The organism is Neobacillus sp. 114, assembly GCF_030127045.1.
GTDB classification, from domain to species: domain Bacteria; phylum Bacillota; class Bacilli; order Bacillales; family Cytobacillaceae; genus Neobacillus; species Neobacillus rhizophilus.
Genome location: NZ_CP126144.1, coordinates 5,209,813 through 5,232,385 on the forward strand (window position 1 = coordinate 5,209,813; position 22,573 = coordinate 5,232,385).

The following is a 22,573-nucleotide window of genomic DNA, read 5'->3' on the forward strand; positions in this document are numbered from 1 at the left end:
CTTTCTTTATTTTCCATCGGTTGGTTTCCTCACTTCAACAGCCTGTGATTGCTGGAGGACAGTAAAGCGATATTTGCCGCTTTTTTTAATTGTAAACCCGCCGCCATAATCAGTAATATGCTTTCCATCAGTGGTTGTATAGTCTGCAGCCTTCTTAAAAGTAAATGTCGTTGCCTCAGCAGTTTCTAATTGAAATATCTCCAATTCTATTTCGTCAGGAAGATTGCTGCCTTCGACTTCGATAACCTCGTGTTCATAAAAGCCTGCATAAAGGTCCTCCGCAGAAATCATTAGTGTCGATTTCCCAATTGAGATATATGGCTCCTTTACATATATGGAAAATTCACTGATTTGCTTGCCGCCAACCGTGAATTGAAGATTCCAAACTCCTGAAAAAGGCAATGGCTCGAAGCTTGTTACAGTGTGGGCATCCGTACCGTAGATTCCTCCAGATAAAGGAGTTTCAGCAAGGTGCTCTTTCACTCCTGTTTTAACGTGGACCGCATCGACCTTGAGAGATTTCGAATAATCATATTTTCCCCATAAAAAAATCATCATCTTAGCAACGGTGCCTTTATCTTTTGCAATCCAGTCCCGAGGTGCAAGCAGGCTCACCTTGTTTGGGATACCAAAATTACTATCTGCATAAATAGGTTTCCCCTCTTCATTCTTTAATGCAAAATAATCACCCTCTTGGGCTTTAGTTATAACGGAACTGCTGCTGCCGAGATTCTTTTCCTCCGCTGTATTCGTAAAATAGAAAATCGGGGCAATAAGAGCAAGAATGAACAATGCTGCCACAGCCCCCAGTCTTTGGATGTTAAACGGCTTTCTTGGCTTGACTGTGCCTGCTTCACTAATCCTTTTTAACATGTCCGTTCTCTGTTTTGTAGAAAGCTCATGTTTCGGAAAATCCGCCATCATTTCCAGTAGCTCTTTATCCGATAAATTGCTCAAAATATTCACCCTCCTTTAACTGCTCATTTAGTTTTTTCACAGCCCGAAAAAAGGTAACATTCACTTTATTTTCTGACCAGCCAAGAATGTGGCCAGTTTCCTGTGAAGAAAGCTCGGCAATGCCCTTAAGTAAAATTACATCCCGATAATTTGGCTTTAGTTCATTAATCGCTTCATATAAGCGGGCATACTCCTGCTTTTTTAAGATTTTCTCTTCTGTTTGATGTTCTTTTTGATCAGGTGATTCTCGATTTAATCGTTCCTTCAGCTTTTGCCATACAGATTTTTTTCGATATAAATCAATGGCTGTATTTCTTGCAATGGAAATAAGCCATGTTTTGGGACTTGCTTCATTTTTAAACCGGGAATAGGCTTGAAGTGCACGTAGAAAAGTTTCTTGTACCAAATCCTCAACATCTGTCGTTCCGGTATAGTAAACAAGAAAATTGGTGACGTCCTTCTCATAATGAATAAACCATTTCTCTATTTGCTGAATCCCTTCCAACCTTAGCCCCCCTCTCTATTTGTTAATCTATATATAAGACGCTATTGTTTGGCAAATCTTACACTTTTCCAAAAGAAAAAAAGCAGGTGATAACACCTGCTAGTTCGTTGAGTTTAAGGATATTAATTGATATGTTAGCGTTGTGCGGCTGTTTTCCCATTCGACTTTTTTTATTAAAGCTGTCCCATTTGAGATTGTGTCCAGTGTTTTTCTGACATCCACAGGGATTTCAATCGGGTATAATCTGTATCCTTCTTTCACAAGTACAAACAGATTTTCTCCAATCCTTTTTTCATTCCCTTTTGTGACGATTAATGTATTTAATTCAAGAGGCATACCCATAACATATCCGCTCCTCTGCTATTTATATCTATATATTACCATTATTTGTTCTGCATTTTCATCCACTTCGTCAAATCTTCCACTACTTTTCGGTTAATTGCAGGCGGAAAATAATGTGTGAAATGATCAAAATACCAGCATTCGACTGGCTTGTCCAGACTTCGCAGCCTTCTTTCAAGACGATAGGCGTGTTCAACAGATACATTTTGGTCGTTTGCTCCATGAATAATCAGGACCGGGGCAGCCAGCCTTTCAAGCTCGAATAAAGGCGTTCTTTCTTGATATCGGTCCGGGAATTTCTCCGGTGTCCCGCCGATGACCCGTTTCATCATCCTTCGTAAATCCTTCCGCTCATAGTAGGTCAAGCTCATGTCACTAACACCGCCCCAGGTGACTAAGGATGATGCATCTGGGAATTCAATCCCCGTCAAAAGCGCCATTACCCCGCCTCGTGAAAAACCAAAAATATGTATATGTTTCACTTGGGGCAATGATTTTAACAATAGATAGGCGGAGTAAGCATCTTCACGGTCCTCCCCTGCAAAATCTTCATTCCCCTCCCCACCTTGGTTTCCACGATAGTAAGGAGCGAAAACGATAAAACCTTCCTGAGCAAACTGGGCAATCCGTGCCGGCCGAACTTTGCCGACGCTTTTGATTCCTCCCCGCAAATAAAGAAATCCGTCATTTACCTGTTCATTTATGGGTTCTGCCAGCATCCCCTTCACGCTTAATCCATTTGAAAGGTAGGTAATCTCCTTCAAAGCAACGTTTGGATTTGGGGATGGAAACCGCTTCATCTCAATAATTTTACCGTTAAATTCAATCATTTGTATCTAATCCTTTATAAAAAAATTCCCGAACTGGGCATTCACACATTTTTTTCTTTTTCATACGATATTCTAGGCAATCAGCCCAGATAAGGAGGTTAATTTTATGAAAAAATGGTCAAAAATCAGTTTCTCCTTTCTCCTCATCAGTATACTTATGTTTTCCCTAATTGCTTGTAATAAAGATACCGCGAAAGAACCGAAGAAACTGGAAAAGGTCCGTATTGCAGAAGTTACCAGGTCAATCTTCTATGCCCCTCAATATGTTGCTTTATCAAAGGGATTCTTCAAGGATGAAGGTCTTGATGTCACACTAACGACCACACCAGGCGGTGACAAGACAATGACTGCCCTCATCTCGGGCGGCGCAGATGTGGCTCTGGTCGGCTCGGAAACTTCCATTTACGTATATGCTCAAGGGGCAAACGATCCGGTCATCAATTTTGCGCAGCTCACCCAGACTGACGGCACCTTCCTTGTTTCAAGAGAAAAAATTGACAATTTCTCATGGGATCAATTAAAAGGTACGACCTTCCTTGGCCAGCGTAAAGGCGGCATGCCGCAAATGGTTGGCGAATTCGTGTTAAAGAAGCATGGAATTGACCCGCATAAGGATTTAAACCTAATCCAAAATATTGACTTCGCAAACATCGCCAATGCTTTTGCTTCAGGAAGTGGAGAATTTGTTCAATTATTTGAACCAACTGCCAGCATTTTTGAAAAAGAAGGTAAAGGTTATATTGTTGCCTCCTTCGGAAAGGAATCTGGGCATGTTCCGTATACAACCTTCATGGCTAAACAGAGCTATATAAAAGATAACAAAGGCGTTATCGAAAAATTCACAAGAGCAGTCTATAAAGCTCAGCAATGGGTTCAGTCCCACAGTGCTGAGGAAATTGCTAAAGCCGTAGAACCATTCTTCCCTGATACAGACCCTGAAATTATGAAAACTGTTGTCGATCGTTATAAGGGCCAGGGGTCCTTTGCCACAAATCCAATTCTTGATGAAGAAGAATGGAATAATCTGCAAAACATCATGAAGGAAGCCGGGGAGCTTCCAAAAGAAGTAAAACATGACACGCTGGTCAATACAGAGATTGCCGAAAAAGTCATGAAAAAATAACTCCGAAAGGGAGGCCGGCACATGAGCTTCTTAAAGGTTCAGAATATACAACACACGTATTTTACCAAAGACTCGAGAACTACGGCCCTCTCCGATATTTCGCTTACGGTTGAGGAGGGAGAATTTGTCTCCATCCTCGGCCCTAGCGGCTGTGGAAAGACGACTTTGCTATCCATTATTTCAAGCTTGATTAAACCAACTCAGGGGACTGTTTTGCTGGAAAATAAGCCTGTATCGACCGCAAATAACGATATTGGCTACATGCTTCAACAGGACTATCTGTTTCCTTGGAAAACAATCGAAGAAAATATCCTTTTAGGCCTTAAATTATCAAAACAGCTGACTGAAAAAAACAAGTCAGCTGCTTTAAGCCTGCTCCAGCAAATGGGCTTGAGCGATGTTGAAAAACAACTGCCTAAACAACTGTCCGGCGGCATGAGGCAGCGAGTTGCTCTTGTAAGGACGCTGGCAACTGAGCCAAAGCTTTTGATGCTTGATGAGCCTTTTTCCGCACTCGATTATCAAACGAAGCTTAAGCTTGAGGATCTTGTTTCGCAAACATTGGATGAGTTTGGAAAGACCGCTATTTTGGTCACACATGATATCGGGGAAGCCATTGCCATGAGTGACCGTGTTTACTTACTGTCATCTCGCCCTGGAAGAATTCACAAAACGTTTGAAATGCCTGAGGAACTGAAAACATTATCCCCATTTAATTCCAGAAACCATGAAGCATATCCAAGTTTATTTCAAACGATATGGAAGGAGTTGGAGTCTCTTGAACAAGGAAACGGATAAGGTGGAACTCCTCCATAAAAATTATATTCGTTCATTACAGGTTGAAAAAAGGTGGATACGGTTTTACCAAACCATCATTTTCCTGGTCTTTTTCTCAAGCTGGGAGCTTTTTAGCACAAAACAGTGGATTGACCCGCTCATTTTCAGCTCTCCATCGAAAATTTGGATTCTGTTTATTAATAAATTACAGGATGGTTCACTTTTAACGAATTTGGGTGTGACCTTAACTGAAACGGTATTTGGTTTTATCTTGGGAACCTTTCTAGGTGTGCTTCTCGCCGCAATCCTGTGGTGGTCACCGATGATTTCCAAAATCCTTGACCCCTATCTAGTTATCCTAAATGCGATGCCAAAAGTGGCGCTTGGCCCCGTTTTGATCGTTGCTTTAAGCCCGGGGTACCCGTCCATCATCGCGATGGGCGCAATTATTTCTGTCATCATCACAACCATCGTTGTATACACAGCCTTTAAAGAGGTAGACCCCAATTATTTAAAGGTGCTGCAAACCTTTGGGGCGACCAGATTTCAATGTTTTAAGGAAGCCATTATTCCCGCCTGCTTCCCAACTATCATTTCTACCTTAAAGGTCAATGTCGGACTTTCATGGGTTGGCGTCATAGTAGGGGAATTCCTCGTTTCCTCTAAAGGGCTTGGCTATATGATTATTTACGGTTTCCAGGTCTTTAATTTTACCCTTGTCTTTTTATCGCTATTGGTTATTGCCGTGTTCGCCACGATTATGTATCAGCTTGTTGATTTTCTTGAAAAAAAACTTATCAAAGAATAGGGGATTGCATCAAGGCATTCTTCTATTCTTTTTCGTTCTTAAATACCTTAACGAATTTCAGGCATTCCTCTACAACTCGGTCCTTCATGATAAAGCTGTATTCCTCACCATACCGCTTCTTAAGGAGGTCTCCTTTGATCCTGACAGGTCCGTTTGTCTCGTGATAGCTGCCTGTCTCCTCCATCCTTTTGACTTTCCCCCAGAACACAGCTTTAACAAATGAACCATTTTCCTCATACACCTTATACTCAGCCAGATACATTAAATCCGAAAAAAATATTCCGGCTTCTTCATATGCTTCACGTTTAGCTGCTTCCTCCAAAGTTTCGCCCGGTTCCCTTTTGCCGCCTGGAAATTCGAGTCCTCTTTTTTTATGGTTCGTTAAAATCCACTCGTCACCGAACTGACTGATGACAAGAACATGTTTTACTTCATCTGAAAAGGCGTCTTTCTTAAAGGCCATTTCCACGGTATTTCCGTGATCATCCAAAAAACGAATCATACCTCTTCCCCGCTTTATTTTTTGATTTAAGTATAAATGAAAAAAGGAAAATCCTAAAGGCAGGGATTTTCCTTTCATTGTTTAAGAGTTGGGTAAGATATTCATGCTTTCAATATGCTTTTTTGCTTCCTCGTCACCAAGCTTATGAATCATTCCGTAAATTTGCTGCATAGTGTTGTCATAATCATCATTCTCACGGTCATAATGATACTGAACATATGGTGTATGTGCTCGAAAAAAGTTTTTCCACTCTGTCGAATAATTTTGATCGAATAACTCACGCAGCTGAGTGATTTCTTCATCATTCGCTTGAATTTGATAGCTCCAAGTTGACGAAGTGGCACTTTGTGAAATCTCGCCTGTTCCAATATCTATATAATAGGTTTTCTTCTGTTCACTCATGATTTCATCCCCTTTTAATCTTTAGTAATCCACAAAAATAAAAAATTTATTCGATTACAAAATTCGATTTATTTTTTATAAATGAATACGTTATAATAATCCTAATAAAAATGACAGAGTTTTCTGTTAATTTCAACAATTGGAAATATGGATTTTTTTAGCTTTTAATGGGAATTGATTAAGTAAGAAGAAAATTTTTGAATGCACATAGGAGGTGCTGGAAATGAAACTTGTCGATGAATTGTATGAAATGTACCGGAACAAACTGACCGGCGATGAAGAGGATATTGATATGCTTGCCTTTGCTTTTTTAGAAGAAATGTCACACGAGGACTTGATTGCTTTAATTCATGACATGGATAAGCAGGAACTATATGATTTGATGGGGCTTTACCTCATTGAAAGCTTAAAGGGGAAGTTTGCTCAGGAACAATACGGTGGGCAGCGGACTCATACTTACTATCCTCGAAATATTCATTGATTTTCTACATAATGGCAAAAAGGAAGCTGAATTCATCAGTTTCCTTTTTATTTACAGCCGAAAAATTAAAAACATGTTACAATAGAGGGGAAAAAGGAGGAGAAATCTTTGTCTATTGTGATGATCGTATCAATCATTATTGTTTTTGTCGTTCTTTTCTTAGCAGTCATTACAACATCAAAAGCATACACTTACAAACATACGGTTGACCCGTTGGATAACAATCAACATTTAAACGAAGCCAATGAAAAAGATGATGAGCCAAAGAACGCATAAAAAAATTCCTATTCTTGCCGAATAGGAATTTTTTCTTTTTATGCAAATATCTGCTTTAGCTCTTCCTTGTCCTGCTCAAGCCAATAGCGCATTAGGCGCTTTGCCCCTTCTAAAGTATGCATCTTTGCCTGGCCGCACTGCCTTTCATTTCCCGCAGGAACCTCGGTAAGTTCCAAAGCATCCTTCATGGTATCCTCAAGAAGGTCAATGACTTCCTCCACTGTCGGCTCTCCGCTGACGACTAGATAAAAACCCGTTTGGCAGCCCATTGGAGAAATATCAATTATATCAAAGTGGTCATACTTCTCTGCATGCTTGCGGATAGTGTAGGCAAGCATGTGCTCAAGACTATGAATAGCATCCGGCTTCATCGCCTGTTTATTTGGCTGGCAAAAGCGGATATCATATTTATTAACAACACCGTCAGAACCTACCTTATGCACACCACAGTGTCTGACATAAGGAGCTTTCACGGCATTATGATCTAAATCAAAGCTCTCTACTGAAGGCATCCTAATCATCTCCTCTATAAATCTATTCTCTATCATACTATAAATTCCGTGTTTTTTCTGCAACATATTAATTACCAATTTAGACGTTTTATTGGATTTGTGATATCTTGAAGGAAATTATATTAAAGGAGCAGCTTTATATGTTAAAGAAATTATTCATCGCCCTTATTCGGTTTTATCAAATAGCCATCTCGCCTTTAAAACCTCCTTCCTGCCGCTTTTATCCAACCTGTTCTCATTATGGGCTTGAGGCTGTTCAGCGTTTCGGGGCTATTAAAGGCGGATATTTGGCTATTAAAAGGATTTTGAAATGCCATCCCTTTCATCCAGGAGGAGTCGATCCTGTTCCTGAAAAATGGCAGGACCACAAAAAACATTAATCCTGATTACCGTCAACCACTAGGTCGAGCTTACCTGTCCTTGGATCAATAACGAGCCCGTGAACAGGTACACCACCCGGCATAAGCGGATGCTTTTTAATCATCTCGACACTATGCTTTACACTGTCAGTTACACTATCAAAGCCATGCAGCCATTGATTAAAATCAACTCCGGAATAGGCTAGTGTATCAAGGGTTTCCTGACTGACACCCCGTTCCTTCATCTCTGCCACGACTGGTTCTGCTTTCAATCCACTCATCCCGCAATCATGATGTGCGATCACAAAAACCTCTTTTGCCTGAAGCTGATAAAGGGCAATTAAAATGCTCCGCATAATACTTCCAAACGGATGAGACACAATCGCCCCGGCATTTTTAATCAGTTTTACGTCCCCATTCCCTAAATTCAAGGCCTTTGGCAAAAGTTCTAGCAGCCTTGTGTCCATACAAGTCAGGATTACTGCTTTTTTATTCGGATATTTAGTTGTCTCATACTTTTCATACTCGCGTTCTTCCACAAATTTTTTATTGAAGTCAAGAATATCATTTAATAATGATGAATTTTCCATTTATTCACTCTCCTTTATATATCTCTTTTTTAAGGATACATAAAATTCATTCTAATATACAATTTTTTCACTTGCAGAAACGGCAAATTTTTTGTAAGATACATAAGTAAATCGGAATTGTTACGTATTAGATTCATAATATTTAAAATTTTTTAGTTGTTAAATCGGAATAAATACGATTTAAAAAGGAGCTTTTATGAAAAAACTAATTCTTTTTCTTTCTTTTCTGCTGCCGTTAAGCTTGGTTTTATCAGCATGTGGAAATAATACCGAAAAAACTACAAAAAAGAAAAATCAATTGACGATATATACGACCGTTTTTCCACTGCAATATTTTACGGAACGGATTGGCGGTAAATATGTAAAAGTGGCTACAATCTACCCACCAGGCGCAGATGAACATACCTTTGAGCCTTCTCAAAAGGATATGATGAATTTGGCTGATTCAGACTTATTTTTCTATATTGGCCTTGGCCTTGAGGGATTTGTAGAAAAAGCCAAAGGTACCTTAAAAGATGAAAATGTTACCTTAGTACCTGCTGCGGAAGGGCTGAAACTGCCAAAAGACCACCATTCATCTGAAGAGGAGGATCATGAAGATCATGCTGGGGTTAATCCTCATGTTTGGCTTGACCCTGTTTATTCAAAGGAAATGGCAGCAGTAATCCGTGACCAATTAGCTAAAAAACTCCCACATCGAAAGGCTTACTTTGATGAAAACTACCAAAAGCTTGCTGACGAGCTTGACGAGTTAGACGCAAATTTTGCCAATACGATTTCGCAGGCAAAGCATAAAAAAATCATTGTCACCCATGCGGCCTTCAGCTATTGGGAAACCCGCTATGGAATAGAACAGATCAGCATTTCTGGACTTTCCACAACCAACGAACCAAGCCAAAAAGAATTAGAGAAAATCATTTCCATGGCTGACCATGAAGGACTTCACTATATGCTGTTTGAACAAAATGTCAAATCCAAGCTCGGCAAGGTCGTGCAAAAAGAAATTGGCGCACGTGCGCTGCCAATTCATAACTTGGCGATTTTGACAAAGGACGACATCAAAAATAAGGAAACCTATTTTTCATTAATGAATAAAAACTTAAAAACATTGGAAACAGCATTAAATAATTAATTGAAACAATTTGGATTTCCGGCCAATGATTTACGTTTTCACCCAATTACTTACTGACATGCATATCACACAATCATCAAATGCTATACCTGTATTACCAAATATGTTAAGGAGTGATACACATGGCACAGGATGTTTTATGTGAGGTCAATAACTGTACATTTTGGGCACAGGGAAACAAGTGCAGCGCAGACCAAATTTACGTTGTCAGCCACACTGGGAAAAAGGCTGATACAAGCAAAGAAACTGATTGTCAAACGTTTGAAGCGAGCAATCTATAAAAAATAAAGAACCAGTCGATGGCTGGTTCTTTATTTTTCGTTTATAAGTTCGTGAAGGTGTCTTCTTAAAAGCTTCTTCGCAGCGTTCCTTGGCAGTTGTTCTGCAAAATAGAATTGTTTAGGGACTTTGTATTTTGCCAGCCGTGTTAGGCAAAATTGATGGATCTCCTCCAGCGTCAATGCGGCGCCTTCCCTTTTCACTATAAAGGCAATTGGCACTTGTCCCCATTTGGCATCATTTATACCGGTAACCCCTGCTTCGGATACCTCCGGGTGTGATAGCAAAACAGATTCAATTTCTGCAGGATAGATATTCTCACCGCCTGAAATTATTAAATCGGAGCGCCGGTCCAATACATATAAAAAGCCTTCTTCATCTATATACCCAATATCACCTGTGTGGAGCCAGCCTTCACGGATTTTTTCTTTTGTTGCATCAGATCTATTAAGATATCCAGCGGTTACATTCGGGCCCTTGACGACTATTTCCCCTGCCTCTTGGGGCGATGCCGCCGTGTGGTCATCCAGTTCAATTCTAAGCTGGGATGGAAATAACGGTTTTCCTGCCGAACCAAGCTTGCTTAGGCTATATTCCGGAGAAAGGGTAACAATTTGCGATGAGGTTTCCGTCATTCCATAACTTTGGAACACAGGTAAATTTTTTTTAACACACGCCTCTAGCAATGGCAGCGGGGCTGGGCCGCCGCCCAACAGAAAACAGCGAAAATGTTCCGGAAGTCCGCTAACTGTCAAAGCATCAACAATACTTGTAAGCATCGTTCCCACAACTGACATAATCGTAACCTTTTTATCACTAATATCTTCAATCGTCTTCTGCACATCAAATTTTTCATGAAGGACAATCGGCATTCCATAAATGATGCTCCGCATTATAATAGAGAATCCGCTGATATGGAACAGCGGCACTGAACAAAGCCAGCAGTCACTTTCTACGAAGCCTAAATTTAACGCCGAGCCAGTTGCGCTCCACCAGTGGTTGCCATAGGTTTGCAAGACACCCTTGGGATGACCGGTAGTTCCTGAGGTATACATGATCGTGCAGATATCTGATAGGCTGATTTCTTCTTTAATATCAGCGGAATCATTTTCTTTTGCAAACAAATCACTCTTTGTAATTGTGGCAAGAGATGCAAGTTGTTGATTAATAACCATTTTAATGTCAGTAAATGAATCCTCTAGTATCAATAAAGAGGATGTTGAGTCCTCTAGTTGCCAAATAAGCTCTGATGGTGTTAAGCGATTATTTAAAATGACTGATTTGACACCCAAAAGTTGAAGAGCAAAAAATATAATGACAGTATCTAGATGATTTTTCAACAGAACACCTACAAAATCATCCTTTCGAACTCCAAGCCCTTGAAGCTGACCTGCTACATTGAGTGAATAATCATAAAGCTCTTTAAATGTTAAAGCTTTATCCTGAAAATAAACTGCAATCCTATCGGGTGTTAGATAGGCCCTTTTTATCAAAAAATTTGGCATTGTTTCGTTATTCATATTTATCATCCTTTATAAAAAACAGCCTGATGGAGACCATCAAGCTGTTGTAACGTTTTTTCATCAAGGGAAACGCGGGAATTGGCCGAAGTCTGGCTTGCGCTTTTCTTTAAAGGCATCGCGTCCTTCTTTCGCTTCGTCGGTTGTATAGTATAAAAGCGTTGCGTCACCGGCAAATTGCTGAAGTCCAGCCAATCCATCAGTATCTGCATTCATGGCCGCTTTGATGAAACGAAGTGCGGTTGGGCTCTTTTCAAGCATTTCCTCGCACCATTTGATTGTTTCTTCTTCTACCTGTTCAAGCGGAACAACGGTATTGACTAAGCCCATATCAAGCGCCTCTTGGGCATTGTATTGGCGGCATAAATACCAGATTTCACGTGCCTTTTTATGACCGATAATACGGGCAAGATAACCTGAACCGTAGCCGGCATCAAAGCTGCCTACCTTAGGACCTGTTTGTCCAAAAACAGCATTATCAGCTGCAATCGTTAAATCACAGACTACATGCAGAACATGACCTCCACCGATTGCATAGCCTTTAACCATTGCCACAACCGGTTTTGGAATAACACGAATCAGACGCTGAAGATCAAGTACGTTTAGGCGCGGAATTTGGTCCTCACCAACATAGCCGCCATGTCCGCGAACGCTTTGGTCGCCGCCGGAACAGAATGCCTTGTCTCCTGCACCTGTTAAAACAATGACGCCGACTTCGGAATCATCACGGGCATAGGCAAAAGCATCGATTAATTCCATCACTGTTTTTGGTGTGAAAGCATTATGTACATGGGGACGGTTAATCGTGATTTTGGCTATTCCGTTATACGTTTCATAAATAATTTCATCGTATTTACGACCTGGAATCCATTCAACTGCCACTATAAATTCCTCCTTTGTTTGTATTTGACAAAAAGTCACTTACTATTGTACCAAACTTTTCGGGTTCTTCCACATGAATTACATGACCGCATTGTGCGATCGTTACCAAAGAACTATTTTTCAGCTCCTTGTGCATTTTTTCAGCAATCCTGCAGAACTTCAAATCTTCCTTACCGGTAAGCAGTAAAACTTCACAGGCCAACTTATCTAACTGCCCCCACCAAGAGGGCTGAGAACCTGTCCCCATACCTAGCAAACTATTGGCAAGACCAATTGGAGAATTGTTTAAACGCTGTTCCCTTACTTTTCCTTGTACCTTCTCCGGCAGCCTCTTCATGGTTGAAAATAAGGGGATATTCTCCCAGTATTCAACAAACTCCGATATTTCTTTATCCTTAATAAAATGGGCTAATTCGGCATCTTTCATACGGCGCTGTTTTCTTTCGTCCTCTGATTCAAGACCAGGCGAAGCGCTTTCCAAAATCAATTTTCGAACCCTTTCGGGATATAGACATGCAAATGAAAGGGCAAGCCTGCCCCCCATTGAATAACCTAATAAATCAATTTGCTCAATCTGAAGTTCATCAAGGATGGAAATTAAATCTTGAGCTGCCTCCTCCATCCGGTATCGGCCCGCTGCCTCAGGAGATTCTGTTTTTCCATGCCCGATGATATCAGGAATAATCAACCGCGAGTGTTTTCCCAGTCGTTCGCAAAAGGTTGTCCATGTTGATGAATCTCCTGTAAATCCATGAAGCATAACGAGAGGGAATCCATTCCCGCATATCTCGACATGATAACGGATTCCGCCGGTATCTATCCTCATTTTTGCTCACCTTTGACAAAATTTGATATTGCCTGGGAAACCCCACGCCAAAATTCGCGGTGCTCGTCTCGATTTTTGTCTCTATTTGTGACAATTTCATAGACATTTATGCCTGCCACATCTCTTGATTTTTCCATTTCAATTTGGAAATGGTCCCAATCCTTAATTTTCGTAAATTGTCCGTTAAACATTTTGACGGCATGTTCAAATTCAATGTTTAATGGTGTACCGAAAAGAAGCTCGAAATGCTTCGGATGTTCCGATTGCGGAAGGAAGGAGAAAATCCCGCCGCCATTATTGTTTATAAGGATAATGTTTATATTAATTTGATGCTTCATAGCCGCCCAAAGTCCATTTAAATCATGGAAAAGGGTTAAGTCTCCAAGGACCAAATATAAAGGCTTTGAGTACATCGCCGCCCCCAAGGCTGTGGATACCGTCCCGTCGATACCGTTCGCACCCCTGTTAGCCATAATCTTAATTGACTTGCCATTTGTTAAAAAAAAGCTGTCCAAATCACGAATTGGCATACTGTTCCCAACAAAAAGGTGCGCAGCGTCCGGCAGCATCTCAGCAAGCTGATAAAATAGCTTTCCTTCACTTAATTCGGTAATATCCCGGATTGAGGACATATTTTCTTTTGTAAGGTCATTTACTTTTTTCCAAGCGTCTAAATATCCCGTCTCCACCCGAGGTTTGGAATATGCTGAAAGTTTTTCACAAAAAATTGCTTCATTACAAAAAATCATATTGGTCGACAAGATAGCAGGATCCCGCCAGCCTCCTCCTCCATCGACCACAAATTGATCTGCATTCGGATTTCCTTTGATAAAATTGGTTAACGCTTTAGACACCGGCATCGAACCAATGCGGATAATCACGTCCGGTTTAAGGTAAGATTTCGCATCTTCATTTCTTAAAAATGTGTCGTAAGTATCAATAATTTGATCATTTGCATGCTGCCCACTTCTAAGCTGTGATAGCGGGTCTGCTAAGATTGGAAACTTTAATTGATTAGCGAGCTTCGCTACAGCAATTGCGAAACGTTCATCGGCAATATTTCCGCAAACAATGATCCCCTTCGCTTTGCCTGCCAACCGCCCGGCGATTTCTTGATACTCCATGTCGTTTATGTTTAGTTCACCATTATGTACCTGCACATATCCTTTCGGACGCTCACTCACTGCAAAGAGTTTCTCATCCATTTTAGGAATAAGTGGTTCTCTAAAAGGAAAGTTCAAATGAACCGGACCAGCTGGAGCGCCGGCTGCATATGAGGCAGCACGGGAGCAGACTGTCCGCACGTAGCGGATCATCTCATCATTTTTCTCAGGCAGTGCCATTTCTGCAAACCATTTGACGTGTTTTCCGTACAAATGAATTTGGTCAATCGCCTGCGGTGCCCCTACCTCGCGCAACTCATGCGGCCGGTCTGCTGTCAAAACCAGCAATGGGACTCGTGAATAACGCGCTTCGACAATAGCCGGAAAGTAATTGGCAGCGGCTGTACCTGATGTGCAAAGAATAGCAACGGTTCGATTTGTCGCCTTGGCGATTCCCAATGCAAAAAAGGCGGCAGAGCGCTCATCCACGTGGATGTGGACGTTTAAATCCGGATGTTCTGCCATTACCAATGCCATTGGGGTGGATCTTGACCCGGGACTGACCACCACATCGGTAATCCCGGAAAGAACCAGCTCCCCGACAAATGCAGCGATATAAGCAGTTAATGATTCTTGATGATTCATACTATTTTCCCCCAAGTGCCCGAAGCATTGGCCTAAACTTCAAGCTTGTCTCTAAATATTCACTTTCGGAATCAGAATCAGCAACAACCCCGCATCCGGCAAATAAGGATGCTTCCTTGCCTTGTAAGAGGCCCGAGCGAATGGCTACTGCAAATTCCCCATTTCCTTCGTAATCCAGCCAACCTACAGGGGCTGCATAAAAGCCGCGGTCAAGCTCCTCAACTTGACGGATTTTTTCAACCGCTTCTTTCTTCGGAAGTCCGCCAAGAGCAGGGGTTGGATGCAATCTTTCGACCAAATGCAATAGTGAACTATCACCACTGCATTTTCCGATTACCGGTGTATACAAATGCTGTATGTCCCTGATTTTCATTAGCTGCGGTTTATCAGGAAGGATGATTTCTTCACATGATTCCTCTAGTGCTTCCTTTATCATTTCCACAACATATTGATGTTCAAGCAAGTTTTTCTGGTCAGAAAGCAATTTTTCTCCCAGTATTCGATCCTCCTCCGGGGTATGTCCCCGTGAGATGGAACCAGCAAGGCAGGTAGAGAAAAGTTCGGTGCCATTCTTTTTCACCAGTCTCTCTGGAGATGCTCCAAGAAAACAATCGCCATTCGATTCAAGAGCAAAGATAAAGCTTTCATGCTGTTGTTCATTTAAATGTTGCAGGACTGCCTCTGAAGCAACAATGTCATTAAAATTTAACCGAAGTTCCCTGGCAAGAACTACTTTTTTAAGCGGGCCTATGTTTAATTCCTTTACCATTGCATCAACTGTATTTTTCCACTTCTCAGGTGAAATTTCCTTTGTTTCCAGAAGGGCAGGCAGAGCGGTGTGGTGGTGTTTCTGAAGAGACTGAAAAAGTTTATTCCGTTCATCGATTATATGTTTATATAACATTTCATCATCGTTCGGTGTAAAGATAAAATTAGTTGTAAAAAAGACTTGTCCCTTAATAACACTCAAAAGATATTTTGGCAGATAAAATAAAGAATCATCAAATTTAGACCAAAGCACTGTCTTCTCTTTGTATGGATCAAAAGAAAATCCTCCAAATATCAGCGGGCCTATTCCAATTTGGGAAAATGGATTAGTAATAAGGCTGTCCTTTAAAAATTCCTTCCATTCTCTTTCAATAAGGCCAAAACGGTTATCTGACTGATCTATTTGAAATTGCTTAGAAATTCCGAGTCCAGCGAAAATAAATTCGTCCTTTGGATCCTTCCAAAAAAACCGTTCGCCCGAATAGTGTTCATTCCCACTAGAAAAGAATAAAAGGGGGTCGATATGATTCATTTTTTCAACTTCACTCATTAAAATGGGACGGCCAAGTTCTTTTGCGCGCTTCATCGCCAAAAGACTTCTTTCCTTCGTTTCGATTTCCTGAATGGTAATCAAGCAAATCCCTCCAAAACAGCCAAATAGGGCTGTCTCCATTCATTTTAAGCCTTTTTAAAGATACTACTCCCATTGTAAAGAAGTCAATAATGGTTGTCACTACTTCTCCTGCTTCATTTCCTTATTATATGTCAAATTTCCGAAAATCGGTTGCAAAAGGCTTCGATACACTCATTTTCCCACTAAATATGGATATTACTCGAGAAGGGATTATCTTCTAGTTTTGAAAGTAAAATTTAATTGACACTCCACTTGATATTTCCTACACTTAGGTTTGGGTAATAACCATTCTCTATAAATTCGTTTTGTACAGATAGATAATGCATTTAAAAGGGAGGAGAAAAAAATATGCAGCCAAATTTACGGGAAGGTTCTAAACCTGTTGTTGACTCAAACCGCGGCTTCCAGGTTTGGTGGCAGATGACCCGCCCCCATACCTTAACAGCAGCGTTTGTTCCTGTATTGCTAGGCACTGCACTGGCACTTTGGCACGGGAAAATTCATTTCGGTCTTTTCTTCGCCATGCTGATTGCAAGCCTGTTAATCCAAGCCGCCACAAATATGTTTAATGAATATTATGATTTTAAACGAGGACTCGATACAGAGGACTCTGTCGGGATTGGCGGAAGTATTGTCCGGGACGGAATAAAGCCAAAGACTGTGATGCAGCTGGCATTAGGACTCTATGGAATTGCTTTATTATTGGGAGTTTATATATGTGCAAACAGCAGTTGGTGGTTAGCTTTAGTGGGCTTGGTATGTATGTTGATTGGATATTTATATACAGGCGGGCCGCTGCCAATCGCCTACACACCTTTCGGAGAATTGTTTGCCGGTTTCTTTATGGGGATGATGATTATTTTAATCTCATTCTTTATCCAAACAGGGACAGTGGACAGCACAAGTATTCTTGTATCAGTGCCAAGTTTTATTTTGGTCGGTGGAATTCTTTTGTCCAATAACATCCGCGACCTTGACGGTGACAAAGAATTCGGCCGGAAAACATTGGCCATTCTCCTAGGCAAAGAAAAGGCCATCTACCTATTGGCAGGGATGTTTGCTTTTTCGTATGTCTGGATTTTGGGGCTGATAATTGCGGATATTGCCCCAATTTGGACGGCACTCGTTTTAATAAGCACACCCAAACCGATTAAATCAGTTAAAGGCTTTATTAAGGGTACTGTGCCAATTCAAATGGCACCAGCGATGAAAGCTACCGCCCAAACGAACACCATCTTCGGCTTCTTATTAGCCATCGGCATCTTTGCCGGTCACTTTTTCTCATAAAGAAAACTCGCCGATTTGCGAGCCCCTAAGGGCGAAGACAGAGGCGTAGTTGAATTTATACTTTCCTATTAGCGAAAAAAGGGGGCCTGCCCCCGGCGCTTTAAAATCGCCGGGAGTCAGGCCCTTCTTTCTATTTTACAGGGTGAATTCCCCATATATCTTTGGCGTATTCCTTTATCGTTCGGTCGCTCGAGAAGTAGCCTGCATGGGCAATGTTAGTCAGGCACATTTTCTGCCATTTTAGTGAATCCGCATAGGCTTCTCCTACCCTCCGCTGGGTATCAACATAGGAAGCGAAATCCTTTAAGACAAAATATTGATCGTTTTCTTCAAGCAGAGAGTCAAAGATTGGTTCAAACTCGTTATGGACGCCCGGGAAAAATCCGTTTACCAGCTGATTGACAGCCTGCTGTATCCGGTTATCATGATGATAATATTCAACTGATTCATATCCGCCGTGCCGATAATAATGGAGGACCTCCTCGGCCGTTAGACCAAAGATAAAAATATTATCGTCCCCTACCCTTTCATGAATTTCTACATTTGCCCCGTCCAAAGTCCCTAACGTCAATGCCCCATTAATCATAAACTTCATATTCCCCGTACCTGATGCTTCCTTGCTGGCCGTTGAAATCTGCTCGCTTATATCTGCAGCAGGAAATATTTTCTCCGCCAATGAAACGCGGTAATTTTCCAAAAACACAACCTTCATCTTATCGCCGACTTTTGGATCATGATTAACTTTCTCAGCTACTGTATTGATTAATTTAATAATCTTCTTCGCGTAATAATATCCAGGAGATGCTTTTGCTCCAAAAATAAATACCCTCGGCACCATGGAAAAACTGGAATCTTCCAAAATTCGATTATATAGGTGCATGATATGCAGAACATTTAGAAGCTGTCTTTTATAAGCGTGCAGACGCTTCACCTGGACATCAAAGATGGCATCAGGATTGACGGAAATACCGTTGTGCTTATAAATCACTTCAGCCATATTTTGCTTATTCTCCTGCTTGATTGCTGCTAATTTCCCTAAAATCGAGTGATCGTCTTGATATTTAAGGAACTGCATCAGTTCATGTGCGGAGTGAGTCCACCCATCCCCTATTGTTTCGCATAGGAGCGAGGACAATTTGGGGTTTGCCTTTAACAGCCAGCGGCGGTGGGCAATGCCGTTCGTCTTATTGTTGAATTTCTCAGGGAATAGCTGAAAGAAAGGCCGCATCTCACGTTCCTTTAAGATTTCGGTATGTAATCTTGCCACACCATTTACACTAAAGCTGCCAACAATCGCTAAATGGGCCATTTTGACATACCCATCTGCTATTATTGCTAGTCCCGCAATTCGCTCCCAATCGCCTGGAGTCTCTTTCCAACGTTCCTTGCAGAATCTTTCATTTATTTCCTCAACAATCATGTAAATTCTCGGCAGGAGCGGCTGGAAGATATGAATCGGCCATTTCTCCAAGGCTTCTGATAAGGTGGTATGATTGGTATAAGAGATCGTATTAGTTGTAATCTCCCATGCTTGTTCCCAAGAAAAGCCTTCCTCATCCATCAGAATCCTCATCAGTTCCGGAATGGCTAGAACAGGATGGGTATCATTAATATGAATACAAACATGATGATTCAGCTCTTCAAGGCTGCCATGCTGCTTTTTATAGGACCTTAAAATTGACTGGAGGCTTGCCGACACTAAAAAGTATTGCTGCTTTAGCCTTAGCGTCTTGCCTTCATCATGGGTATCATCCGGATAAAGGAATTCGGAAATGGCTTCTGTCCTCCGCTTATATTGTAAAATATCTTTATGAACTGGAAACTGGGCGGGCTCTGAACTCCAAAGCCTTAAGGTATTAACTGTCTTTGTCTGAAAGCCGACAACAGGCATATCATATGGAACAGCAGTAACTACTTCCGTGTTTATATGTTGAAAAACAAGCCTTCCATTTTCCTGTCGGGTTTCAACTTTCCCCCAAAACGGGATACTGACCGCCAAATCGGCCTTGCGTATTTCCCAAACATTTCCGCTTCTTAGCCATTGCTCCGGCAATTCGACCTGATAGCCATCGACTATCTTCTGTTCAAATAACCCATGTTTATAGCGGATTCCATGGCCATGTCCTGGCAGGTCAGTGGAGGCAAGTGAGTCCAAAAAACAAGCGGCTAGTCTGCCCAAGCCGCCGTTTCCTAAACCTGCATCCGGTTCCAATTCTTCAAGGTCTGCCAATTCAATTCCTAAGTCACTTAGGCCTTCCGCAACGGTTTCCTCCACGCCCAGATTAAGCAGATTCTGCCGGAGGAGCTTGCCTAGCAAATATTCAATCGATAAATAATATACCTGTTTCTCTCTAACTGCCATGTAACGTTCATTGGTGGCAATCCAATCATTACTAACAAATTCTCTGATCATGTTGCCAAGGGTTTGGTAATGATCTCTTGGAGTGCTTTCTGAAAAGCTTTTCCCGCAGAGCATCTCAAGCCTTTTTAAAAAGTCTTCCTTAAACCGTTCTTTATTAGAAAACATGGGTTTCACTCCTTGTGGTTAGTTCAGCATACAGCTGGTTATAGCGGAAAGCTGATTGAGCCCAGCTATAATCCATTTCCATTGCCTGTTTTACAATTGATCCCCATGTTTTTTTATCATGATAGAAGTTAATTGCCCGCTGAATCGTATAAAGCATATCGTGAGCATTGAAGTTACGGAAGGAAAACCCATTTCCCTCTTTTGTGAACTCATTCCATGCCTTCACCGTATCATTTAAACCGCCCGTTTCCCGAACAATTGGGATGGCTCCGTATTTCATCGCTATCAACTGGGAAAGGCCGCACGGTTCAAACAGGGATGGCATCAAGAATAGGTCTGCCGCTGCGTATAATCTATGCGCAAGTCCCTCATCAAAGCCGGTATGAACCTTCAATTTTTCCGGATAAATCCGGGCTGCCTGCCGTAAATATTCTTCATATTCATAATCCCCGGTTCCAAGGATAATAACTTGGATATCCTCCTGTAAAATCTCCCGAAGGACACATTTGATGAGATCAAGTCCCTTTTGTCTAGTCAGCCTCGAAATCATCACCATTAACGGTACAGCAGCGGTTTGCTTTAGGCCAAATTGCTTTTGAATTTCCTTTTTATTAACGGATTTCTTCTTAATGTCTTGGCTTGAATAGGTTTGTAAAAGAAAGTGGTCATGTTCAGGGTTATAAAAGTCATCATCAATTCCGTTTAAAATTCCCAAAAGATCTTCATCTCTTGTCTTCAACAAGCCGTCAAGCTTTTCCCCGTAGTTCGCTGTTTGAATTTCATTTCGATAGGTTGGACTCACGGTTGTGATGGTGTCTGCTGCAACAAGCGCACCCTTCATGAAATTGACATTTCCGAAAAACTCTAAATGTCCAGAATGGAAGGATTGTTCATCAAGATCGAACAGGTCTCTCAAGACCTCTTTTGAAAAAATTCCTTGAAATTGCAGATTATGAATGGTAAATACAGTTTTTATCTGACCATATCCTGTCTTCTTGTAATATTCTTTTCGAAGCAGGTAGGGAATCATGGCCGTATGCCAATCATGGCAATGCAGTACGTCGGGATAAAAGTTCAACCCTTCTATGACCTCTAGCACCGCACGGTTAAAAAAGGCAAATCTTTCTCCATCATCGTAAAAACCGTAAAATCCTTCACGTTTAAAATAATATTCGTTATCGACAAAATAAAACGTTACACCTTGATGGACTAGTTCCTCAATCCCGCAATACTGCTTTCTCCAGCCGACAGAAACGGAAAATTCCTTTATCTTCTTCATTCTTTTTTTATATTCGTCCGAAATGGTTCCATATTTGGGAAGAATGACTCTCACATCAGTACCCAGACTTTTTAATTCTTTTGGCAGAGATCCGGCTACATCAGCAAGGCCTCCCGACTTTGCAAATGGTCCACACTCTGACACAGCAAATAATACTTTCACGAATTCATCAACGCTCCTTGCTTCGTACCTTTTCTGATTACAAATGGTGCCCCCGCTGTACCAGTTAAATGTGTCCCTGATTCAACCCGGACATCTTTATCCAAAATAACTGAATCCAAGTAACAATTGTCCTCAATTTGGCATTTTTGCATGATGACACAGTTCTTAATGACTGTCCCTTTTCCGATTTTTACTCCACGCGAGACAATACTGTTCTCAACAGTGCCGCTAATTAAACAGCCGTTTGCAATCATTGAATTTTTTACCGATGATCCTTTTAAATACTTAGCAGGCGGCTCATCCTTAACCTTTGTTAAAATAGGCTGGTCATTATTAAAAAGATTTTTCCAAACGTTAGGCTTTAGCAAATTCATGCTGGTCGAGTAATAACTTTCAATTGAATCTATCTTGACGGCATATCCATCATAATCATATTGGCAAACGGTGTAATCATTATGAATATCGCTGACGACATCTTTCATACAGCTGTACCCAGTCTCAAATCTAGTTTCAATCAGCTTCATCAACAGAGAGGTTTTGATTAAATACATTTCTAATGATCTTCCATCCTGATGATGGATTTCGGTAATATCGCAGTTTGCGTGCATATGCCATTCTAGCATGGGTTTAAAATTCATATTTAAAATAGTGTAACAATTTGTGATAATCGCATATTCCTGAGTGCTACGATAAAAATAATCCATATTTGCCGCGAAAAGATCAAAGGAACCTACCCCTTTAGGATAGCTGCCTACGACTGGAGAAGGAAAAAAGAAAAGGCCATCCCTTTTCCGATTTAGATCCCAATTCTTCCCTGACCCTAAGTGGTCCATCAAGGAACGATACTGCATTTTTGGAAAAATTGCGACACTGCGAATGCCGGAATTCACCATATTTGAAAGGACAAAGTCAATAATACGATAACGGCCTGCGTAAGGCAGCGCCGCCAAAGAACGATGTGTTAATAGGTCATCCAAATCCTCATGATAGGTAGTTGCATCAATAATACCTAAAAGCTTTCTTTTCACGCCAAAGTCCCCTCCAGTTTCCTCTTATCACCTAATA

At 41.2% G+C, this 22,573-nt stretch carries 25 protein-coding genes; 9 read left to right on the top strand and 16 right to left on the bottom strand.

Annotated elements, in window-relative coordinates:
* Positions 1 to 6 precede the first annotated feature (6 nt).
* The 4 genes from QNN06_RS25555 to QNN06_RS25570 form a co-directional block, all read right to left on the bottom strand.
* Positions 7 to 957 carry a hypothetical protein gene (locus QNN06_RS25555; protein WP_284036198.1) on the bottom strand — a complete coding sequence of 317 codons (951 nt, stop codon included), beginning with the start codon at positions 955 to 957 and terminating at the stop codon, positions 7 to 9.
* Positions 938 to 1,462, bottom strand: a complete 525-nt coding sequence (locus QNN06_RS25560) for an RNA polymerase sigma factor (protein WP_284036199.1) — start codon at positions 1,460 to 1,462, stop codon at positions 938 to 940. The genes QNN06_RS25555 and QNN06_RS25560 overlap by 20 nt, the downstream gene beginning before the upstream one ends.
* A gap of 99 nt (positions 1,463 to 1,561) precedes the next feature.
* Positions 1,562 to 1,804 carry a DUF2584 domain-containing protein gene (locus QNN06_RS25565; RefSeq protein WP_213119832.1) on the bottom strand — a complete coding sequence of 81 codons (243 nt, stop codon included), beginning with the start codon at positions 1,802 to 1,804 and terminating at the stop codon, positions 1,562 to 1,564.
* Between the two features lie 41 nt (positions 1,805 to 1,845).
* Positions 1,846 to 2,634: an alpha/beta hydrolase family protein gene (locus QNN06_RS25570; RefSeq protein WP_284036200.1), complete on the bottom strand. Its 789-nt coding sequence runs from the start codon at positions 2,632 to 2,634 to the stop codon at positions 1,846 to 1,848.
* Positions 2,635 to 2,740: 106 nt separating this feature from the next.
* Here QNN06_RS25570 and QNN06_RS25575 point away from each other — a divergent pair, with 106 nt between their 5' ends.
* From QNN06_RS25575 to QNN06_RS25585, 3 genes are read left to right on the top strand one after another with little or no spacing between them, the layout of a single operon-like run.
* On the top strand, positions 2,741 to 3,757 hold the full coding sequence (locus QNN06_RS25575) for an ABC transporter substrate-binding protein (RefSeq protein ID WP_284036201.1): 1,017 nt from the start codon (positions 2,741 to 2,743) through the stop codon (positions 3,755 to 3,757).
* A 21-nt stretch (positions 3,758 to 3,778) separates the two neighbouring features.
* Positions 3,779 to 4,555: an ABC transporter ATP-binding protein gene (locus QNN06_RS25580; protein ID WP_284036202.1), complete on the top strand. Its 777-nt coding sequence runs from the start codon at positions 3,779 to 3,781 to the stop codon at positions 4,553 to 4,555.
* Positions 4,536 to 5,342 (top strand): ABC transporter permease, encoded by an 807-nt coding sequence (locus tag QNN06_RS25585; protein WP_284036203.1) that lies wholly within the window; start codon positions 4,536 to 4,538, stop codon positions 5,340 to 5,342. Before QNN06_RS25580 ends, QNN06_RS25585 begins: the two co-directional genes overlap by 20 nt.
* A gap of 22 nt (positions 5,343 to 5,364) precedes the next feature.
* Here the strand turns inward: QNN06_RS25585 and ytkD are convergent, their stop codons facing one another.
* Both ytkD and QNN06_RS25595 read right to left on the bottom strand, forming a co-directional pair.
* Positions 5,365 to 5,844, bottom strand: a complete 480-nt coding sequence (gene ytkD, locus QNN06_RS25590; RefSeq protein WP_213119827.1) for an RNA deprotection pyrophosphohydrolase — start codon at positions 5,842 to 5,844, stop codon at positions 5,365 to 5,367.
* Between the two features lie 81 nt (positions 5,845 to 5,925).
* Positions 5,926 to 6,246: a hydrolase gene (locus QNN06_RS25595; protein ID WP_213119826.1), complete on the bottom strand. Its 321-nt coding sequence runs from the start codon at positions 6,244 to 6,246 to the stop codon at positions 5,926 to 5,928.
* Between the two features lie 223 nt (positions 6,247 to 6,469).
* On the opposite strand from QNN06_RS25595, the gene QNN06_RS25600 reads away from it, so the two are divergent.
* Positions 6,470 to 6,727: a DUF6154 family protein gene (locus QNN06_RS25600; protein WP_213119825.1), complete on the top strand. Its 258-nt coding sequence runs from the start codon at positions 6,470 to 6,472 to the stop codon at positions 6,725 to 6,727.
* A gap of 117 nt (positions 6,728 to 6,844) precedes the next feature.
* The gene (gene ytzI, locus QNN06_RS25605) at positions 6,845 to 7,003 is read left to right on the top strand and encodes a YtzI protein (RefSeq protein WP_307852198.1); all 159 of its coding nucleotides are present in this window, start codon (positions 6,845 to 6,847) and stop codon (positions 7,001 to 7,003) included.
* Positions 7,004 to 7,041: 38 nt separating this feature from the next.
* Here the strand turns inward: ytzI and QNN06_RS25610 are convergent, their stop codons facing one another.
* On the bottom strand, positions 7,042 to 7,515 hold the full coding sequence (locus QNN06_RS25610; protein WP_213119823.1) for an S-ribosylhomocysteine lyase: 474 nt from the start codon (positions 7,513 to 7,515) through the stop codon (positions 7,042 to 7,044).
* A 140-nt stretch (positions 7,516 to 7,655) separates the two neighbouring features.
* Here QNN06_RS25610 and yidD point away from each other — a divergent pair, with 140 nt between their 5' ends.
* Complete coding sequence (gene yidD / locus QNN06_RS25615; RefSeq protein WP_213119822.1) at positions 7,656 to 7,895, top strand: membrane protein insertion efficiency factor YidD; 240 nt, start codon at positions 7,656 to 7,658, stop codon at positions 7,893 to 7,895.
* On the opposite strand, the gene QNN06_RS25620 is transcribed toward yidD, so the two are convergent.
* A complete protein-coding gene (locus tag QNN06_RS25620; RefSeq protein WP_213119821.1) occupies positions 7,892 to 8,464 on the bottom strand; it encodes a beta-class carbonic anhydrase in 573 nt (190 codons plus the stop codon). The genes yidD and QNN06_RS25620 overlap by 4 nt on opposite strands.
* 196 nt (positions 8,465 to 8,660) lie before the next feature.
* On the opposite strand from QNN06_RS25620, the gene QNN06_RS25625 reads away from it, so the two are divergent.
* Together QNN06_RS25625 and QNN06_RS25630 are read left to right on the top strand one after the other, a co-directional pair.
* On the top strand, positions 8,661 to 9,596 hold the full coding sequence (locus tag QNN06_RS25625) for a metal ABC transporter solute-binding protein, Zn/Mn family (protein ID WP_284036204.1): 936 nt from the start codon (positions 8,661 to 8,663) through the stop codon (positions 9,594 to 9,596).
* Between the two features lie 122 nt (positions 9,597 to 9,718).
* Positions 9,719 to 9,877: a DUF1540 domain-containing protein gene (locus QNN06_RS25630; RefSeq protein ID WP_213119819.1), complete on the top strand. Its 159-nt coding sequence runs from the start codon at positions 9,719 to 9,721 to the stop codon at positions 9,875 to 9,877.
* 30 nt (positions 9,878 to 9,907) lie between these two features.
* On the opposite strand, the gene QNN06_RS25635 is transcribed toward QNN06_RS25630, so the two are convergent.
* From QNN06_RS25635 to QNN06_RS25655, 5 genes are all read right to left on the bottom strand, one after another.
* On the bottom strand, positions 9,908 to 11,395 hold the full coding sequence (locus QNN06_RS25635; protein WP_284036205.1) for an o-succinylbenzoate--CoA ligase: 1,488 nt from the start codon (positions 11,393 to 11,395) through the stop codon (positions 9,908 to 9,910).
* Positions 11,396 to 11,458: 63 nt separating this feature from the next.
* A complete protein-coding gene (gene menB, locus QNN06_RS25640) occupies positions 11,459 to 12,277 on the bottom strand; it encodes a 1,4-dihydroxy-2-naphthoyl-CoA synthase (RefSeq protein WP_213119817.1) in 819 nt (272 codons plus the stop codon).
* Positions 12,267 to 13,103, bottom strand: a complete 837-nt coding sequence (menH, locus tag QNN06_RS25645) for a 2-succinyl-6-hydroxy-2,4-cyclohexadiene-1-carboxylate synthase (protein ID WP_284036206.1) — start codon at positions 13,101 to 13,103, stop codon at positions 12,267 to 12,269. The genes menB and menH overlap by 11 nt, the downstream gene beginning before the upstream one ends.
* Positions 13,100 to 14,851: a 2-succinyl-5-enolpyruvyl-6-hydroxy-3-cyclohexene-1-carboxylic-acid synthase gene (menD, locus tag QNN06_RS25650; protein ID WP_284036207.1), complete on the bottom strand. Its 1,752-nt coding sequence runs from the start codon at positions 14,849 to 14,851 to the stop codon at positions 13,100 to 13,102. Before menD ends, menH begins: the two co-directional genes overlap by 4 nt.
* Before the next feature lies 1 nt (position 14,852).
* Positions 14,853 to 16,253, bottom strand: coding sequence for an isochorismate synthase (locus tag QNN06_RS25655; protein ID WP_284036208.1), 1,401 nt, complete (start codon positions 16,251 to 16,253; stop codon positions 14,853 to 14,855).
* A 348-nt stretch (positions 16,254 to 16,601) separates the two neighbouring features.
* Here QNN06_RS25655 and QNN06_RS25660 point away from each other — a divergent pair, with 348 nt between their 5' ends.
* Entirely contained in the window at positions 16,602 to 17,540 is a 939-nt protein-coding gene (locus QNN06_RS25660) for a 1,4-dihydroxy-2-naphthoate polyprenyltransferase (protein ID WP_284036209.1), read from the top strand.
* Between the two features lie 130 nt (positions 17,541 to 17,670).
* Here the strand turns inward: QNN06_RS25660 and QNN06_RS25665 are convergent, their stop codons facing one another.
* The 3 genes from QNN06_RS25665 to QNN06_RS25675 are packed head-to-tail and all read right to left on the bottom strand — an operon-like array spanning position 17,671 to position 22,536.
* Positions 17,671 to 20,067 (bottom strand): glycogen/starch/alpha-glucan phosphorylase, encoded by a 2,397-nt coding sequence (locus tag QNN06_RS25665; protein WP_284036210.1) that lies wholly within the window; start codon positions 20,065 to 20,067, stop codon positions 17,671 to 17,673.
* Positions 20,057 to 21,508, bottom strand: a complete 1,452-nt coding sequence (glgA, locus tag QNN06_RS25670) for a glycogen synthase GlgA (protein WP_284036211.1) — start codon at positions 21,506 to 21,508, stop codon at positions 20,057 to 20,059. Before glgA ends, QNN06_RS25665 begins: the two co-directional genes overlap by 11 nt.
* Complete coding sequence (locus QNN06_RS25675) at positions 21,505 to 22,536, bottom strand: GlgC family sugar phosphate nucleotidyltransferase (protein WP_284036212.1); 1,032 nt, start codon at positions 22,534 to 22,536, stop codon at positions 21,505 to 21,507. The genes glgA and QNN06_RS25675 overlap by 4 nt, the downstream gene beginning before the upstream one ends.
* Positions 22,537 to 22,573: the final 37 nt, after the last annotated feature.

Excerpts from the sequence above, each read along its gene's own strand:
- QNN06_RS25565 (WP_213119832.1), bottom strand. The coding sequence starts at position 1,804 with ATGGGTATGCCTCTTGAATTAAATACATTAATCGTCACAAAAGGGAAT.
- QNN06_RS25570 (WP_284036200.1), bottom strand. The coding sequence starts at position 2,634 with ATGATTGAATTTAACGGTAAAATTATTGAGATGAAGCGGTTTCCATCC.
- QNN06_RS25575 (WP_284036201.1), top strand. The coding sequence starts at position 2,741 with ATGAAAAAATGGTCAAAAATCAGTTTCTCCTTTCTCCTCATCAGTATA.
- QNN06_RS25580 (WP_284036202.1), top strand. The coding sequence starts at position 3,779 with ATGAGCTTCTTAAAGGTTCAGAATATACAACACACGTATTTTACCAAA.
- ytkD (WP_213119827.1), bottom strand. The coding sequence starts at position 5,844 with ATGATTCGTTTTTTGGATGATCACGGAAATACCGTGGAAATGGCCTTT.
- QNN06_RS25595 (WP_213119826.1), bottom strand. The coding sequence starts at position 6,246 with ATGAGTGAACAGAAGAAAACCTATTATATAGATATTGGAACAGGCGAG.
- QNN06_RS25600 (WP_213119825.1), top strand. The coding sequence starts at position 6,470 with ATGAAACTTGTCGATGAATTGTATGAAATGTACCGGAACAAACTGACC.
- QNN06_RS25610 (WP_213119823.1), bottom strand. The coding sequence starts at position 7,515 with ATGCCTTCAGTAGAGAGCTTTGATTTAGATCATAATGCCGTGAAAGCT.
- yidD (WP_213119822.1), top strand. The coding sequence starts at position 7,656 with ATGTTAAAGAAATTATTCATCGCCCTTATTCGGTTTTATCAAATAGCC.
- QNN06_RS25620 (WP_213119821.1), bottom strand. The coding sequence starts at position 8,464 with ATGGAAAATTCATCATTATTAAATGATATTCTTGACTTCAATAAAAAA.
- QNN06_RS25625 (WP_284036204.1), top strand. The coding sequence starts at position 8,661 with ATGAAAAAACTAATTCTTTTTCTTTCTTTTCTGCTGCCGTTAAGCTTG.
- QNN06_RS25630 (WP_213119819.1), top strand. The coding sequence starts at position 9,719 with ATGGCACAGGATGTTTTATGTGAGGTCAATAACTGTACATTTTGGGCA.
- QNN06_RS25635 (WP_284036205.1), bottom strand. The coding sequence starts at position 11,395 with ATGAATAACGAAACAATGCCAAATTTTTTGATAAAAAGGGCCTATCTA.
- menH (WP_284036206.1), bottom strand. The coding sequence starts at position 13,103 with ATGAGGATAGATACCGGCGGAATCCGTTATCATGTCGAGATATGCGGG.
- menD (WP_284036207.1), bottom strand. The coding sequence starts at position 14,851 with ATGAATCATCAAGAATCATTAACTGCTTATATCGCTGCATTTGTCGGG.
- QNN06_RS25660 (WP_284036209.1), top strand. The coding sequence starts at position 16,602 with ATGCAGCCAAATTTACGGGAAGGTTCTAAACCTGTTGTTGACTCAAAC.
- QNN06_RS25665 (WP_284036210.1), bottom strand. The coding sequence starts at position 20,067 with ATGTTTTCTAATAAAGAACGGTTTAAGGAAGACTTTTTAAAAAGGCTT.